The organism is Caballeronia catudaia (assembly GCF_001544755.2).
Taxonomy (GTDB): Bacteria; Pseudomonadota; Gammaproteobacteria; order Burkholderiales; family Burkholderiaceae; genus Caballeronia; species Caballeronia catudaia.
In genome coordinates this window covers 33,208-46,642 of record NZ_FCOF02000019.1, presented here as the reverse complement: position 1 = coordinate 46,642, position 13,435 = coordinate 33,208, and the positions used below count along the sequence as shown (strand labels likewise).

At 64.6% G+C, this 13,435-nt stretch carries 15 protein-coding genes; 9 read left to right on the top strand and 6 right to left on the bottom strand.

The window, feature by feature from the left end; all coding sequences use genetic code 11:
* Positions 1-93: 93 nt before the first annotated feature.
* Complete coding sequence (locus AWB75_RS20525; protein ID WP_061125915.1) at positions 94-1,527, bottom strand: AarF/UbiB family protein; 1,434 nt, start codon at positions 1,525-1,527, stop codon at positions 94-96.
* 284 nt (positions 1,528-1,811) lie between these two features.
* Here AWB75_RS20525 and AWB75_RS20515 point away from each other — a divergent pair, with 284 nt between their 5' ends.
* Entirely contained in the window at positions 1,812-2,168 is a 357-nt protein-coding gene (locus AWB75_RS20515; protein WP_061125981.1) for a hypothetical protein, read from the top strand.
* Positions 2,169-2,401: 233 nt separating this feature from the next.
* Positions 2,402-2,797 (top strand): hypothetical protein, encoded by a 396-nt coding sequence (locus AWB75_RS20510; RefSeq protein WP_061125913.1) that lies wholly within the window; start codon positions 2,402-2,404, stop codon positions 2,795-2,797.
* Here AWB75_RS20510 and AWB75_RS20505 read toward each other — a convergent pair.
* Positions 2,773-3,240: a response regulator gene (locus tag AWB75_RS20505; RefSeq protein WP_235012178.1), complete on the bottom strand. Its 468-nt coding sequence runs from the start codon at positions 3,238-3,240 to the stop codon at positions 2,773-2,775. The genes AWB75_RS20510 and AWB75_RS20505 overlap by 25 nt on opposite strands.
* A gap of 209 nt (positions 3,241-3,449) precedes the next feature.
* On the opposite strand from AWB75_RS20505, the gene AWB75_RS20500 reads away from it, so the two are divergent.
* Together AWB75_RS20500 and AWB75_RS20495 are read left to right on the top strand one after the other, a co-directional pair.
* Positions 3,450-3,689, top strand: a complete 240-nt coding sequence (locus AWB75_RS20500) for a hypothetical protein (RefSeq protein ID WP_061125912.1) — start codon at positions 3,450-3,452, stop codon at positions 3,687-3,689.
* Between the two features lie 115 nt (positions 3,690-3,804).
* On the top strand, positions 3,805-4,371 hold the full coding sequence (locus AWB75_RS20495) for a universal stress protein (protein ID WP_061125911.1): 567 nt from the start codon (positions 3,805-3,807) through the stop codon (positions 4,369-4,371).
* Here AWB75_RS20495 and AWB75_RS20490 read toward each other — a convergent pair.
* Positions 4,350-5,096: an IclR family transcriptional regulator gene (locus tag AWB75_RS20490; protein ID WP_061125979.1), complete on the bottom strand. Its 747-nt coding sequence runs from the start codon at positions 5,094-5,096 to the stop codon at positions 4,350-4,352. The genes AWB75_RS20495 and AWB75_RS20490 overlap by 22 nt on opposite strands.
* A 102-nt stretch (positions 5,097-5,198) precedes the next feature.
* Between AWB75_RS20490 and AWB75_RS20485 the strand changes: the two genes are divergently transcribed.
* Positions 5,199-6,383, top strand: a complete 1,185-nt coding sequence (locus tag AWB75_RS20485) for a fumarylacetoacetate hydrolase family protein (protein ID WP_061125978.1) — start codon at positions 5,199-5,201, stop codon at positions 6,381-6,383.
* 61 nt (positions 6,384-6,444) lie between these two features.
* On the opposite strand, the gene AWB75_RS20480 is transcribed toward AWB75_RS20485, so the two are convergent.
* From AWB75_RS20480 to AWB75_RS20470, 3 genes are all read right to left on the bottom strand, one after another.
* Positions 6,445-7,428: a substrate-binding domain-containing protein gene (locus AWB75_RS20480; RefSeq protein WP_061125910.1), complete on the bottom strand. Its 984-nt coding sequence runs from the start codon at positions 7,426-7,428 to the stop codon at positions 6,445-6,447.
* A gap of 72 nt (positions 7,429-7,500) precedes the next feature.
* Entirely contained in the window at positions 7,501-7,686 is a 186-nt protein-coding gene (locus AWB75_RS20475) for a DUF302 domain-containing protein (RefSeq protein WP_235012177.1), read from the bottom strand.
* Positions 7,687-7,759: 73 nt separating this feature from the next.
* Entirely contained in the window at positions 7,760-8,257 is a 498-nt protein-coding gene (locus tag AWB75_RS20470; protein ID WP_061125909.1) for a GAF domain-containing protein, read from the bottom strand.
* Between the two features lie 295 nt (positions 8,258-8,552).
* Between AWB75_RS20470 and AWB75_RS20465 the strand changes: the two genes are divergently transcribed.
* From AWB75_RS20465 to AWB75_RS20450, 4 genes are all read left to right on the top strand, one after another.
* Positions 8,553-9,797, top strand: coding sequence for an ROK family transcriptional regulator (locus tag AWB75_RS20465; RefSeq protein WP_061125908.1), 1,245 nt, complete (start codon positions 8,553-8,555; stop codon positions 9,795-9,797).
* Positions 9,787-11,337: a sugar ABC transporter ATP-binding protein gene (locus AWB75_RS20460; RefSeq protein ID WP_087086705.1), complete on the top strand. Its 1,551-nt coding sequence runs from the start codon at positions 9,787-9,789 to the stop codon at positions 11,335-11,337. Before AWB75_RS20465 ends, AWB75_RS20460 begins: the two co-directional genes overlap by 11 nt.
* A 24-nt stretch (positions 11,338-11,361) precedes the next feature.
* On the top strand, positions 11,362-12,399 hold the full coding sequence (locus tag AWB75_RS20455) for an ABC transporter permease subunit (protein ID WP_061125906.1): 1,038 nt from the start codon (positions 11,362-11,364) through the stop codon (positions 12,397-12,399).
* Positions 12,400-12,537: 138 nt separating this feature from the next.
* Complete coding sequence (locus AWB75_RS20450) at positions 12,538-13,431, top strand: ABC transporter substrate-binding protein (protein ID WP_087086717.1); 894 nt, start codon at positions 12,538-12,540, stop codon at positions 13,429-13,431.
* The last annotated feature ends 4 nt before the right edge of the window (positions 13,432-13,435 follow it).

Genomic DNA, 13,435 nt, shown 5'->3' with positions numbered 1-13,435 from the left:
GCTACATTGAATCGGAATCCGAAATGATCGGATGATGTATCGAGGTCGAGGAATGAACTGCTACCGGCATTCTAGGAAAACTTCATCAGGAATTCACCCGCCCGTGTTCGCGCTTCGATTCGCGCGATGCGCGATGAGCCTCGGCAGTCGCGGCAACGTATGCGGCCAGTGTGTCGCTTCGTGCGCGACGCGCGCGGCCAGGCTGCGCAAGCTGAACTGGTCCGCCGCGAGCCGCACGATGACCCTGCGCGCGATCTTCCAGACATCGACATCCGGCGCGATCTCCTGTGCGACGCGCTCGATCCTTTCCGCCGCTCTCGCCAGCAACACCGCGCGCGACGCGATGCGCCCGTGCGACGCGCTGAACATGTGCTCGGCAGGCGCCTTGCCGATCGCGCCGAACAACTGCGCGACGCCGACCCCGCGCTTCGAGTGCGCCGACGCGAAGCGCTCCGCCTCACGCCGATACGTCGCTTCGACGCGCACTTCATGATGCGTCACGTTCGCCTCGGGCCGGCCGTGCTCCAGATGCGCGCGCGCGGCCGCCTTGTGATCGCCCTCCATGAGCGCATGCGACACGCCGACGATGAAGTCTTTTTCATGCGCCGCGAAGATCATCATCGGGTTGTCGGCTTCGAGGACGATCTGACCGCGCGTCTCGCGCTCGATGCTCACGCGCGCGCCCGCCGCATCCAGCCCCGCGTGATACAGCCCGACGCCGAGCGCCATTTCGAAGAATGCTTCGATGAAGGTCGCGAGGACATCGGGCTGATCGAGCCCGCATGATGCGAGCGCGTCGGCATCGGTCAGCGACGCCGTTTCGATCGCGCGCGTGGTCAGCACCGCATCGTTGCAATAGTCCCAGAGGACTTCGGGCACGGCGAGGCGATCGTCGTCGCGCAAACGGAAGCGCAGATAGCTCTGATCGGCCGCGCGCTGGCGCAAGTCGATCATTGCGTCGACGCTCTCGCGCGCGCGGCGCACCCATTCGACCGGATGCAGCTCGCGCGCCTTCGCCGAACGCCGTTCCGCGAAACGCGCTGCGGCGAGCGCGAGATCGAGATCGTCGTCGAGGTCGGCATGCGCGTCCGCGCGCAACAGCGTGACGCGCACGGGAATATCGCCGACGCGCGCCCTGTGCGTTTGTTCGGCGACGCCCGAGCGCAGCGGCACGTCGCTCAGGTCCGTGAGCTCGAAGCGAAGCGCGGGCGGAAATGCCGCCACGCAGGCGTCGCGAAAGCGCGCTGCATCGTAAGGCACGAAGAGCCCGTCGAGTTCGTGCAGCGCGACGCGCACCGCCGTTTCCGCGAGCGCGGGATGACGCGCGAGCGCGCCCGAGGCGTTCTCCAGCACGCGCGACAGTTGCGACAGCGCGGGCACGCCTGCCGCGAGCGGCGCGGCGCGCCCGCCGTGCGACGCGAAGAAGCGCGCGACGCGGGTCATCGCGGCGCCGTCATCGGTCAGATGGCTTTCATGAACGAACGCCCGGCCAAGCCGCCATAGCGTCGCGAGTCGTCGGACGGACAAATTCGGGCTCGCTGAAAGTGAGTTGAAACCGTTGGAAGACTGCGATGCCCTCATGCATGGCATCGTTGCTCAATTTAAACCGATTCGGCAAAACACGCTCGCGGACGAAGCGATCGACCGGTCGCACTCGATCCGCAATATTTACTTCGCCATCCTATACAGTTCACGTTTCAACTTTCGATTCAATCCGTTTCTGCCGATGACGGCCGATTGAGACGCGTCTTACGGAATTGAAACGCGCGCTCGGCTTTAATGTCGACATCACAGACGAACCCGGACGCAAAATGAAACCTCTCCAGATCACGGTCAACGCCCAAGGCCATACGGTCATCTCTCACTCCACGTCGATCAGCGAGCATTGCAAGAGCCGCGCGCGCCTGCTTTCGTCGCTCGTGAACATGGTCGCCGCGCCGGGCGGCTTCGAGCACTTCTCGGCCTTCCCCCATGCGATGAAGCAAGACATCCTGAGCCTCATGTATTCGATCGCCGAAGAGCAGCTACCGATCATCGACGCGCTCGAGCAGCACACCGCGCAGTCGTATTACGAGCGCGGCGTGAATGCCGCGGCCGAGCATTATCGGCACAAGGAGCAGCCGGAAACCGGCGACGTGCAGCAACCGGCTGACTACGTGCAACGTTGATTTGCACGCGCGTCATCGAATGAAAGCGCCCCTGCATGCGAATGCAGGGGCGCTTTGTTTTTTGCATCGGCGGAAACGCTCCGCACGACTGTATATTTTTGTGGATGCGCATTTCGGATTAATCGCCATGCGGTATCTTATAAATACCGAAGGCTACAACGTATCAATAACAAGACCGAGGCCACTTCGAGCGCCCGCGCACGAAGACCCATAACGATAATCCGAGAGGCGCCATGCAACACCCTTCCGAGCGGCCGATGGCCAGGGCGATGTACATCCTTGGGCAGATCGGCGCGATCATCTGTCATGAGCGCGGGCCGCGCCCGCAAACCGCGGTGTTGACCAAGATGGCGTCGCGGCCGGCCGAGGGCTTCTCGATCGCTGTCGCGAGCATGGACGAGATGTGCCCGCCGCGGCGCGGACATCGACGGGCGCTGCTGCAATGGAAGCATGCGGAAATCCGGCGTCTGAGCAGGATGCTGCCCGATCCGCTGCCGACCGCCGCGTCCGCCTACTCGCAAATGCCGTTCTGGGCCGGCTATTGCCAGTACTGGGACAACATGCTGAAACAGCACGTTCAGCCTGGCATCGAGTTCGACGCCGTTCAGCCCGAACGCGCCGATGCGTAATCGCCTTCGCGCATCGAGAAATAATCCCGGATCACCGCGATCATGCCGTCGATCCCCGTCGGCTTGACGAAGTAGCCGTTGAAGCCGGTGCGTTGCGCGCGCGTCAGGTCCCCCGGGTCCGTGCAGCTCGTATGTGCGATCAGCAGCATGGAGAGATCGATCGCGCGGATCGCTTCGGCGGCCTCCCAGCCGTCGCCGAGCGGCATCATCAGATCGAGCAGCACGACGCCCGGCCGCCACTTGCGCGCCAGCGACACCGCATCGAGCCCGGTGTGCACCGCGCGCACGGTGAAATCGGCGTCTTCGAATGCAAGGCAGATCGCGCGTGTCGCTTCCATGTCGTCATCGGCGATGAGCACGCGCGGCTCTTCATGGTGCGTCGCCGGTAATGGAATCTGCCACAGTGCTTGCGAAGGAACAGGCTGGTAGCGTTGCATCGTCATTGGCCTCGGAATGGACAGAGATAACAGCAACGATCATTCCTTTGCGGGTATCCGTGCGCGCGGCGGGCGGCACGCAGGCCGCCGACGTTACACTTGGGGAATACCCGATGGCTGTCCCGGCGCGTCGTGCACGAACGCCGTGCAGGCTTTGCATCGTCGTGGCGCGAGCGACGACGATGGTGCGTCATCTCCAAACCAGAGGCTAATCGATGTTCGTCGTGTATTGGCTCGGCGGCAACCCTGATATCGAAGACGCGGCGCGCTTCAGACGATTCGATGCAAACGCGCTCGCCGACGCGCTGCGCTTCGCGGAAGACCTCCGACGCCGCCAGTCCGATGGCGAAGATGTCGGTTTCGTGACGTTATGCAGTGAAAACCCGCATTCGGTCGGCAAGCCGGGCGTCGCCGATCCACCTGCCGATTACGATTGGAAAAAACGCCGCCGCTAGCGTCGTCTCCGTAGGCGCTTTTAAGCTTTCTTGTAAAAGATACAGACGCGCGCTCATTCGCCGCTAAGTCTGCGCGGCGATCATGCGTCTCATCGATTCATACCGGAGACGCACCATGTACAAGCACATTCTCGTTGCCGTGGGCACGAGCCTCAGCGAAAGCGCCCTGACCACCGCCATCACGCGCGCCCGCGACTGCAATGCGCGGCTCACTGCGCTGCATATCGTCGATCAGACGCCCTGGTGGGCGGTGGCCACCGCGGAGAGCGACCCGGACGATACGCTCGACGTCATCGACGATCACGCGCGCGCGGTCACACGCTACGCGGCGCGGCTGATCGAGAGCGCGGGTGTCGACGGCGTCGCGCGCAGTGTGGCGCAGCCGCTGGACGGCGTCAGCGTCGGCGAGCTGATCGCGCAGGAGGCGAAGCGGGCGGGCGCGGATCTCATCGTGCTCGGCGGCGAATCGGACACCGGCTGGCGGCACGGCGAGGCGCGCCTGCGCGATGTGGTGTGCCTGCACGCGCGCTGCGACGTGCTGATCGCCGCGCACGCGCCCGCGGCGTTCCACGCGGGAAAGGAGATGGAGTCGGAGATGGCGTCGATCGAGGCGCGTTTCGCCGGCTCGCAAGGCCGGGCGAACCTGCGTGCGGCGCATCGTCAGAGCGCGCCGCGCAAGTGAGCCGCAAGCTGGACGATGCCGATCGAAATCTGCTTCTCACGTTTCGGATCGAGCCGGCCGATCGGCACGCTCGTCGATACCGCGACGCGCTTGCCCGCCGGCGTCATCCCGACATAGGCTGCGAAGCACGCGAGGCCTTCGGCCACTTCCTCGCGCTCGACCGCGAGGCCGCTCGAACGGATCGCGGCGAGATCGCGTAACAGGGCCGCGCGCCGCGTGATGGTGCGCGGCGTCACCGCTTCGAGACGCTCGGGAAGACGCTCGATGACGGCTTCATCGGTCAATCCCGCGAGCAGCGCCTTGCCGAGCGCGCAGCAATGCGCGGGCAGACGCGATCCGAGATCGGACACGAGGCGCACCGGCCGATGCGCATCCTCGCGCGCCACATACACCACCTGCACGCCGTCGAGCACCGCGAGCTGCACGACCTCGTTGTGCTTGTTGATGAACGCGCCCGCGCCCTCGCGGAACGCGGCCTGCAGCTTGTCGTGGCGCACATACGCGTTGCCGAGCTCGAACAGGCCGACGCCGACCACGTAGCCATCGTCGCGCTTTTCGATCCATTGCAGGCGCGCGAGCGTTTCGAGCATCAGGTAGAGCGTGCTGCGGGAAAGGTCCGTCTGTTCGGCGAGCGTCGCCGTGCGCACCGGTTTCGCGGCGGCGGCGAGCGCTTCGAGAATATCGTTCGCGCGGCGCAGCGCGGGTACGTCGTAGGTTTTTTCCATATGCGCCATATTCCAACAGGTTGGATAATTAATCAACCTGATGGACACCGTATGACGCGCGGGCTAGGATCGGCTTTCCTTTTTCGCCAGCCGACCGAATTCATGCAAACCGTCAACATCTCCTCCTGCCTGCCCGAAGATTTCGCCGATGCCGTGCTGATCGGCCGCGTGTGGCGTCCCGCGCCGGTGAACGGTCCGTCTGTCGTCGCGGTGCGCAAGGGCGAAGTGTTCGACATCACGCGCGCCGCGCCGACCACCGCCGATCTCTTCGATCTCCCCGATGCGCTCGATATCGCTCGCAACGCCCAAGGCGAGCATCTGGGCAACGTCCAGGATCTGCTGCAGGCGACGCTCGATACTTCCGTCGATGGCCTGCGCCTGCTCGCGCCCTGCGACGTGCAAGCGGTGAAGGCGTGTGGCGTCACGTTCGCGGTGAGCCTGCTGGAACGCGTGATCGAAGAGCAGGCGGGCGGCGACGCGAGCAAGGCTCAGGAAGTGCGCGACACCATCAACAAGCTGATCGGCGCGGATTTATCGAAGATCAAGCCCGGTTCGGACGCCGCGATGAAGCTGAAGGCGGAACTGGAGCGGCGCGGCGCGTGGTCGCAATACATGGAAGTCGGCATCGGGCCGGATGCGGAAGTGTTCTCGAAGTCGCAACCGATGTCGTCGGTGGGTTTCGGCGCGGACGTCGGCCTGTATCCGACATCGCAATGGAACAACCCGGAGCCGGAGATCGTGCTGGCGGTGAACGCGCGCGGCGAGATCGTTGGCGCGACGCTCGGCAACGACGTGAATCTTCGCGACATCGAAGGCCGCAGCGCGTTGCTGCTCGGCAAGGCGAAGGACAACAACGCGTCGTGCGCGATCGGTCCTTTCGTGCGCCTCTTCGATGAGCGCTTCACGCTGGATTCGGTGCGCGGCACGAGCGTCTCATTGAAGATCGAAGGCGCGGACGATGGCTTCGTGCTCGAAGGCGTGAGCCACATGAGCGAAATCAGCCGCGATCCGGCCGATCTCGTGACGCAGACGCACGGCGCGCATCATCAATATCCGGACGGCTTCATGCTGTTTCTCGGGACGATGTTCTCGCCGATCAAGGATCGCGATACGAAGGGCGGCGGCTTCACGCACCATCTCGGCGATGTCGTGACGATCTCGACGCCTTCGCTCGGGGCGCTGGTCAATACGGTGCGCTTGTCGACCGAGATCGAGCCGTGGACGTTCGGCGTGCGGGCGTTGTATCGGAGTCTGGCGGCGCGGGGAGTGTTGGGGAAGGCCGACTGAGGTTTGCGACAAGACGATAAGACGATCGCTGCGACCATCACCCAACGTGCGCCGCAGCGCCTCACGACGCTCCGAACCGAAACCCCTTCGCCTGTCCCTTGGTAACCAGTTGAACCGGCGTCTCCATATACGGCGACAAATCCCCTTGCCTCCGTCGTTCCACGAGCGCCTTCACCGCCACGTCCAGACCGAACACCGCCTGCCGCGCGCCGAATTGTTCGACGGTCGCCAGCATCCGTCCATCGTCGAGCATCGGCTGCACGGCGTCGATATTGTTGTAGCCCGTCACCAGCACGCGGCCCTTCTTTCCCGCGATGCGCACCGCGTCGATCGCGCCCATCGCGATGTTGTCGTTCGCGCAAAGCAAGCCGCGCAGCGTCGGATGCGCGTAAAGCATCTGCAGCGCGATGGACTTGCCGCTCGCCGAAGTCCAGTCGCCGCTGTCCGAATCGGCAATGCGCACGCCGGCCGCGTTCATCGCCTCCCTGAAACCGAGCGCGCGCTGCTGCGAATTACGATCGCTCGACGGCCCTTCGATGATGCCGACTTCGTCGCCCGCCGCGAGCTTGGACGCGAGATAAGCGCCGACGAGTTTCGCGCCGCGCCGGCTGTCCGGCCCGACGAACGGAATCGTGAGGTTCGCCGCTTCCTGCGCGGCTTCGTCGAACGGATTGTCGATCGCGATCACGATGACGCCCGCCGCGATCGCTTTCGCGGCCACCGGCAGCATCGCTTTCGAATCCACCGGCGCGATGACGATCGCGTTCGTCTTCGCATCGATCAAGGTTTCGACGATGTGGGTCTGACCGGCGACGTCGTGGTCGGTGGTCGTGCCGTGCGTCGTGAGATCGAGTTGCGACGCGTAATGCCGCTGGTAGTTGCGGGCGCCGTCGATCATCGACGCGACGAACGGATCGTTCAGCGACTTCATCACGAGCGCGACCGTCGCCTTGTCCGATGCCGCGCGCGCATCGCGCGCACGCGTGAAGCCGCACGCGCTCAGGGCGCAGGCGGCAAGCAGGCGTCGGCGGGCAAGGCTCGTCATAAATCTGATTTTCGAGACGTTTGAAAACGTCTCATTGTAGACGCCCGGGCCTAAGGGGCGAACGCGGCCTTCTCAGCGCGCCGCCGCTTCCACGAGCGCGGCCACGCCGCTCACCGGCTTCATCAGATCGGCGCCGAGACCGTGACGCGCGCGCAGATAGTCCGTCGCGTTATAGGAAAGCCAGGCGCGGCCGTCGGCGTCTTCCCATGCCAGAACCTTGAGCGGCAAGTCGAGCGCGGCGGTCGGCACGGCCTGCATCACTTGTCGGCGGTCGCGAAGGCGCCATGCGCGCTCGCGATCGTGACGACGCCGTTGCCCGCGGCATCGAGGCTCATTTCCTGCTCCACGCCAGTGCGACGAACGCCGTGCACAACGCTTCCATGCCGAGCGCGTCCTCATCGTCGAAGCGGTTCGGCACGGGGCTATCGACATCCCATACGCCGATCAGCGTGCCATCGCTCGCGACGAGCGGCACGACGATCTCCGAGCGCGATGCGGAATCACAGGCGATATGGCCGGGGAACGCATCGACATCCGGCACGACTTGCGTGCGCCGGTCACGCGCCGCCGTGCCGCACACGCCGCGCCCGATCGCGATGCGCACGCACGCCGGTTTGCCCTGGAATGGCCCGACGACGAGCTCGGTGCCGTCGAAGAGATAAAAGCCCGCCCAGTTCAGATCGGGCAGCGTGTGATAGACGAGCGAGGAAAAATTCGCGGCATTGGCGATGAAGTCGGTTTCATCAGCGATGAGCGCGCGGGTTTGCTGCAGTAGGTCGTCGTACTGCGCGGCCTTGCTGGCGTGCGTGGCTTGGGAGAGCGAGAACATGGCGAGGCGCGCGGAAAGATCAAAAAGTGTCGCCGACGATAGCACAACGCTTCTTCCCGCGCTTTCACAGCAAACGCGCGCCGAAAGCGCTTCGCAAGGGATCGGCATGCTTCTTGGCAATGCGGATTTCCATCGCCTAGTGTGGAAGGCGCAACGCTCGCGTCGCCCTCAGCGGACGCCTAAAAACGTGCCTCGGGATTTCCCTGCTTTACTTCGCCGCGCCTTCGGTCTTAAATAAATCAACTTGATTTAATTAATACGCGGCGGCAAGACCGCTTCGAAACGGAGACAGCGCGTGAAACTCCCAAGCGGCAGAGGAAGCAACTCCGCGAACGTCCGCCGGTACAACGAACGTGTGCTTTTGCAGGCGTTGCGCCGCACGGAGCCGGCCTCGAAAGCCGAACTCGCGCGTCACGCGAATCTGACCAGCACGGCGGTCGGCAGCATCGTCGAGTCGCTGGAAAATGCGGGCCTGATCGAATACACCGGACGGCGGCTCGAAGGCCAGCGCGGCCAGCCCGCGTCGCTCATCCGGCTCGATCCGCGCGGCGCGTTTGGTATCGGCGTGCGGCTGGATCGCACGGGCATCGAGACGGTGCTCGTCAATTTCGCTGGCGATGTGCTCGCCCGCAGCGCGCTCGACGCCGTGCTGCCGCATCCGTCCGAGGTGCTGGAAATCGTGCGGCGCGATATCGAAAGCATGCTCGGCCTGCTTTCCGAGACCGAGCGCGAACGGCTGACGGGCGTCGGCATCGCGCAGCCGTTCAATCTCGGTTCGTGGCTGCGCGAACTCGGCCTTCCCGCCGAAACCTTCCGCGCCTGGGACGAAACCGATTTCGCCGGGATGCTCGGCCGCGCGCTGTCGCTGCCGGTTTTCAGCGAGAACGACGGCAACGCCGCCGCCACCGCCGAACTCTTCTACGGCCTCGGCCGTCGCTGCGACGACTTCGTCTATCTGTTTCTCGGCTCGGCGATCGGCGGCGGCATCGCGATCAACGGCGACTGTCTGCGCGGCGCGTCGGGCAACGCGGGCGATATCGGCGTGATTCCGGTGCCGCCGAGCCGCCTGCCGTCCGCGCCGCAGCCCTCGGGCCCGTGGGACATCCTGCTGTCGCGCGCGTCGCTTAACGCGCTCGTGCGGCATCTCAATTACAGCGGCGCGGCGGCGGACAACCGCGTCGATTTGCAGGCGTGCATCGAGCGGCGTCTTCCGGCCGTCGACGAATGGATCGACGACTGCATCGAAGCGCTCGCGCCCGCCCTGCGCGCGACGCTCTGCGTGCTCGACGTGCCGATGGTCGTCATCGATTCCGATATCGACGGCGGCCTGCTCGACAAGCTCGTCAAACGGCTTTCGGCGACGCTCGCCGCCAACGCGCCCGAAGCGCGCGGCACGCCAACGCTCGTGCGCGGCACCTTCGGCCCGGATGCGGGCGCGATCGGCGCCGCCACGCTGCCGATGTTCTTCAACTTCTCGCCGCGCGTGGCCGGCCTTCGCCATGCTGGAACGAAACTGCAAGAGGTCAACCATGCCGCATGATGTTTCCGTTGCAACTTCGACCCGACCGCCGCTGCTGGAGATGCGCGGCATCAGCAAGACTTTTCCGGGCGTGCGCGCGCTCAACGACGTGCGCCTCTCGGTCTATCCCGGCGAAGTGCATTCGCTGATGGGCGAAAACGGCGCGGGCAAGTCCACGCTGATGAAAATCCTGTCGGGTGCGTATCAGGCCGATGCGGGCGGCGAGATTCTCATCGACGGCAAAACGGTCGCCATCGACGGGCCGCTTGCCGCGCGCGCGCTCGGCGTCGCAGTGATCTATCAGGAGCTGAGTCTCGCGCCGAATCTTTCCGTCGCGGAAAACATTTACGCGGGGCGCGAACTGCGTCGTGGAAGACTGGTCGACCGCGCGGGCATGGAGCGCGGCTGCGAGGACGTGCTCAAGCGCCTCGGCGCGGCGTTCAGGCCGCATACGCTCGTCGGCGATCTGTCGATCGCGGAGCGGCAGCTCGTCGAGATCGCGCGGGCCGTGCATGCGAAGGCGCGCATCCTCGTGATGGACGAACCGACGACGCCGCTCTCTTCGCGCGAAACCGACCGCCTGTTCGAACTCGTGCGGCAACTGCGCTCGGAAGGCATCGCGATCATCTATATCAGCCATCGGATGGCGGAGATTTACGAACTCAGCGATCGGGTCTCCGTGCTGCGCGACGGCTCCTACGTCGGCACGCTGATGCGCGACGAACTGTCCGCCGAAAGCCTCGTGAAGATGATGGTCGGCCGCGATATTTCCGGCTTCTACAAGAAGGAGCACGCACCCTACGATCCGGGCAACGTCGTGCTGTCCGTGCGCGATATCGCCGACAGCAATCGCGTGAAGGGCTGCAGCCTCGATCTGCACAAGGGCGAAGTGCTCGGCATCGCGGGACTCGTCGGCGCGGGGCGCACGGAGCTCGCGCGCCTGATCTTCGGCGCGGAGGAAAAGAAGCGCGGCGAAGTGTCGATGCACGGCAAGCCGGTCAAGCTGCGCACGCCGCGCGACGCGATCGACGCCGGTCTCGTCTATCTGACCGAAGACCGCAAGGGACAGGGTCTCTTTCTCGACATGAGTGTGCGCGACAACATCAACATCACGATCGCCGGCCGCGACGCGAAAGTGGGCGTGATGGATCTCGCGCGCGGCAACACGCGCGCGAAGGACGCGATCGCCGCGCTCACGATCCGCGTGCCGAACATGCGCGTGAACGTCGGCGCGCTGTCGGGCGGCAACCAGCAGAAAGTGCTGCTGTCGCGCCTGCTCGAAACCAAGCCGGAAGTGCTGATCCTCGACGAACCGACGCGCGGCGTCGATATCGGAGCTAAGTCGGAGATCTATCGAATCATCAACGATCTGGCGCGCTCGGGCGTCGGCGTGATCGTCATCTCGAGCGAGCTGCCGGAAGTGATCGGCGTGGCGGACCGCGTGCTCGTGATGCGCGAAGGCGAAATCGCGGGCGAACTCGGCGGCCATTCCGGCAAGCCGATTTCACAGGAAGGCATCATCGAACTGGCGACGGGCTCGAAGGTCGCGCTGGCGGCTTGACGAAAAGCATATCTGGAGAGAGACATGGCTAACACGACGAAACACCACGAAACGGGCAACGCGCCGGTTGCAAAGGCGGAAAGCACGGCGCAACGTCAGACGCGCATCGAGCACAAGGAACGCATGCAGGTGTTGATGCGCACCGCGGGCATGCTGCCGGTGCTGATCCTGCTGTGCATCGGCTTCGGCATCGTGACCGACGGCTTTTTCAGCTTCCAGAATCTGTCGATCGTCACGCAGCAGGCGTCGATCAATATCGTGCTCGCAGCGGGCATGACGTTCGTGATCCTGACGGGCGGCATCGATCTTTCGGTCGGCTCGATTCTGTCGGCGGGCGCGGTCGCGGCGCTGCTCGCATCGAACATTCCGGGCTGGGGATGGCTCGGCATTCCGGCCGCGCTCGCCGTGGGCCTGGGCTTCGGCGTCATCAACGGCCTCCTGATCGCGCTGCTGAAACTGCCGCCCTTCATCGTGACGCTCGGCTCGCTCACCGCGGTGCGCGGCATCGCGCGGCTGATCGGGCACGACACGACGATCTTCAATCCGCAACTCCCGTTCGCATTCATCGGCAACGACACGCTCTTCGGCGTGCCCTGGCTCGTGATCATCGCGCTGCTCGTCGTGGCCGTGTCGTGGTTCATCCTGCGCCGCACGGTGCTCGGCCTGCGCATCTATTCGGTCGGCGGCAATCCCGAAGCGGCGCGTCTGTCGGGCATCAAGGTGTGGGGCATCCAGCTTTTCGTCTACGCGATGTCCGGGCTGCTCGCGGGTCTCGGCGCGGTGATGTCGGCGGCGCGTCTCTATGCGGCGAACGGGCTGCAACTCGGCCAGTCGTATGAACTCGACGCCATCGCCGCGGTGATTCTCGGCGGCACGAGCTTCGTCGGCGGCGTGGGTTCGATCGTCGGCACGCTGGTCGGCGCGCTCATCATCGCGGTATTGAGCAACGGCCTCGTGCTGCTCGGCGTGTCGGATATCTGGCAGTACATCATCAAGGGCCTCGTGATCATCGGCGCGGTGGCGCTCGACCGTTATCGTCAACGCGGCTCGGCTCGCACCTGATTGCTGATTGCTGATCGGCTATTCGGGCGCATTCGGGTCCGCTTGCGCCCGCCCTCAAAAAAAGGACCAACCGGAGACAACAACATGCGCAAACACAATAAGCTTTTCGCCAGCGTCGCCCTCGCAATCGGGTTCACGATGTCGCTATCCGCCCACGCCGCCGACAAGCAGTTGAAGTCCATCGGCATCACGGTCGGCTCGCTCGGCAATCCGTATTTCGTGACGATCTCGAAGGGCGCGGAAGCGAAGGCCAAGTCGATCAATCCGAACGCGAAGGTCACGGCGGTATCGTCGGATTACGACATGAACAAGCAGTTCACGCAGATCGACAACTTTATCTCGGCGCACGTCGACATGATCCTGCTGAACGCCGTCGATCCGAAGGCGATCGAGCCGGCGGTGAAGAAGGCGCAGAAGGCGGGCATCGTGGTGGTGGCGGTGGATGTGGCGGCCGCGGGCGCCGACGCCACCGTGCAGACCAACAACGTGCAGGCCGGCGAAATCTCCTGCGATTTCCTGGCGAAGAAGCTGGGCGGCAAGGGTAACGTGGTGATCGAGAACGGGCCGCAGGTGTCGGCGGTCATCGATCGCGTGAACGGCTGCAAGTCCGTGCTCGCGAAGAATCCCGGCATCAAGATCCTGTCCGACGATCAGGACGCCAAGGGCTCGCGCGAAGGCGGCATGAACGCGATGCAAGGCTATCTCACGCGTTTTCCGAAGCTCGACGGCGTGTTCGCGATCAACGATCCGCAAGCGATCGGCACCGACCTCGCGGCGAGGCAATTGCATCGCGGGAATATCGTGATTACTTCGGTGGATGGCGCGCCGGATATCGAAACCGCGCTGAAGAGCGACACGCTCGTCCAGGCGTCCGCGAGTCAGGACCCGTGGGCGATGGCGCAGCAGGCGGTGAGCGTGGGCTACGACCTGATGAACGGCAAGAAACCGGCCAACGCGATCATTCTGTTGCCGTCGACGCTCGTCACGCGCGAGAACGTCGGCAGCTACAAGGGCTGGTCGTCGCCGCGTTGAGTAT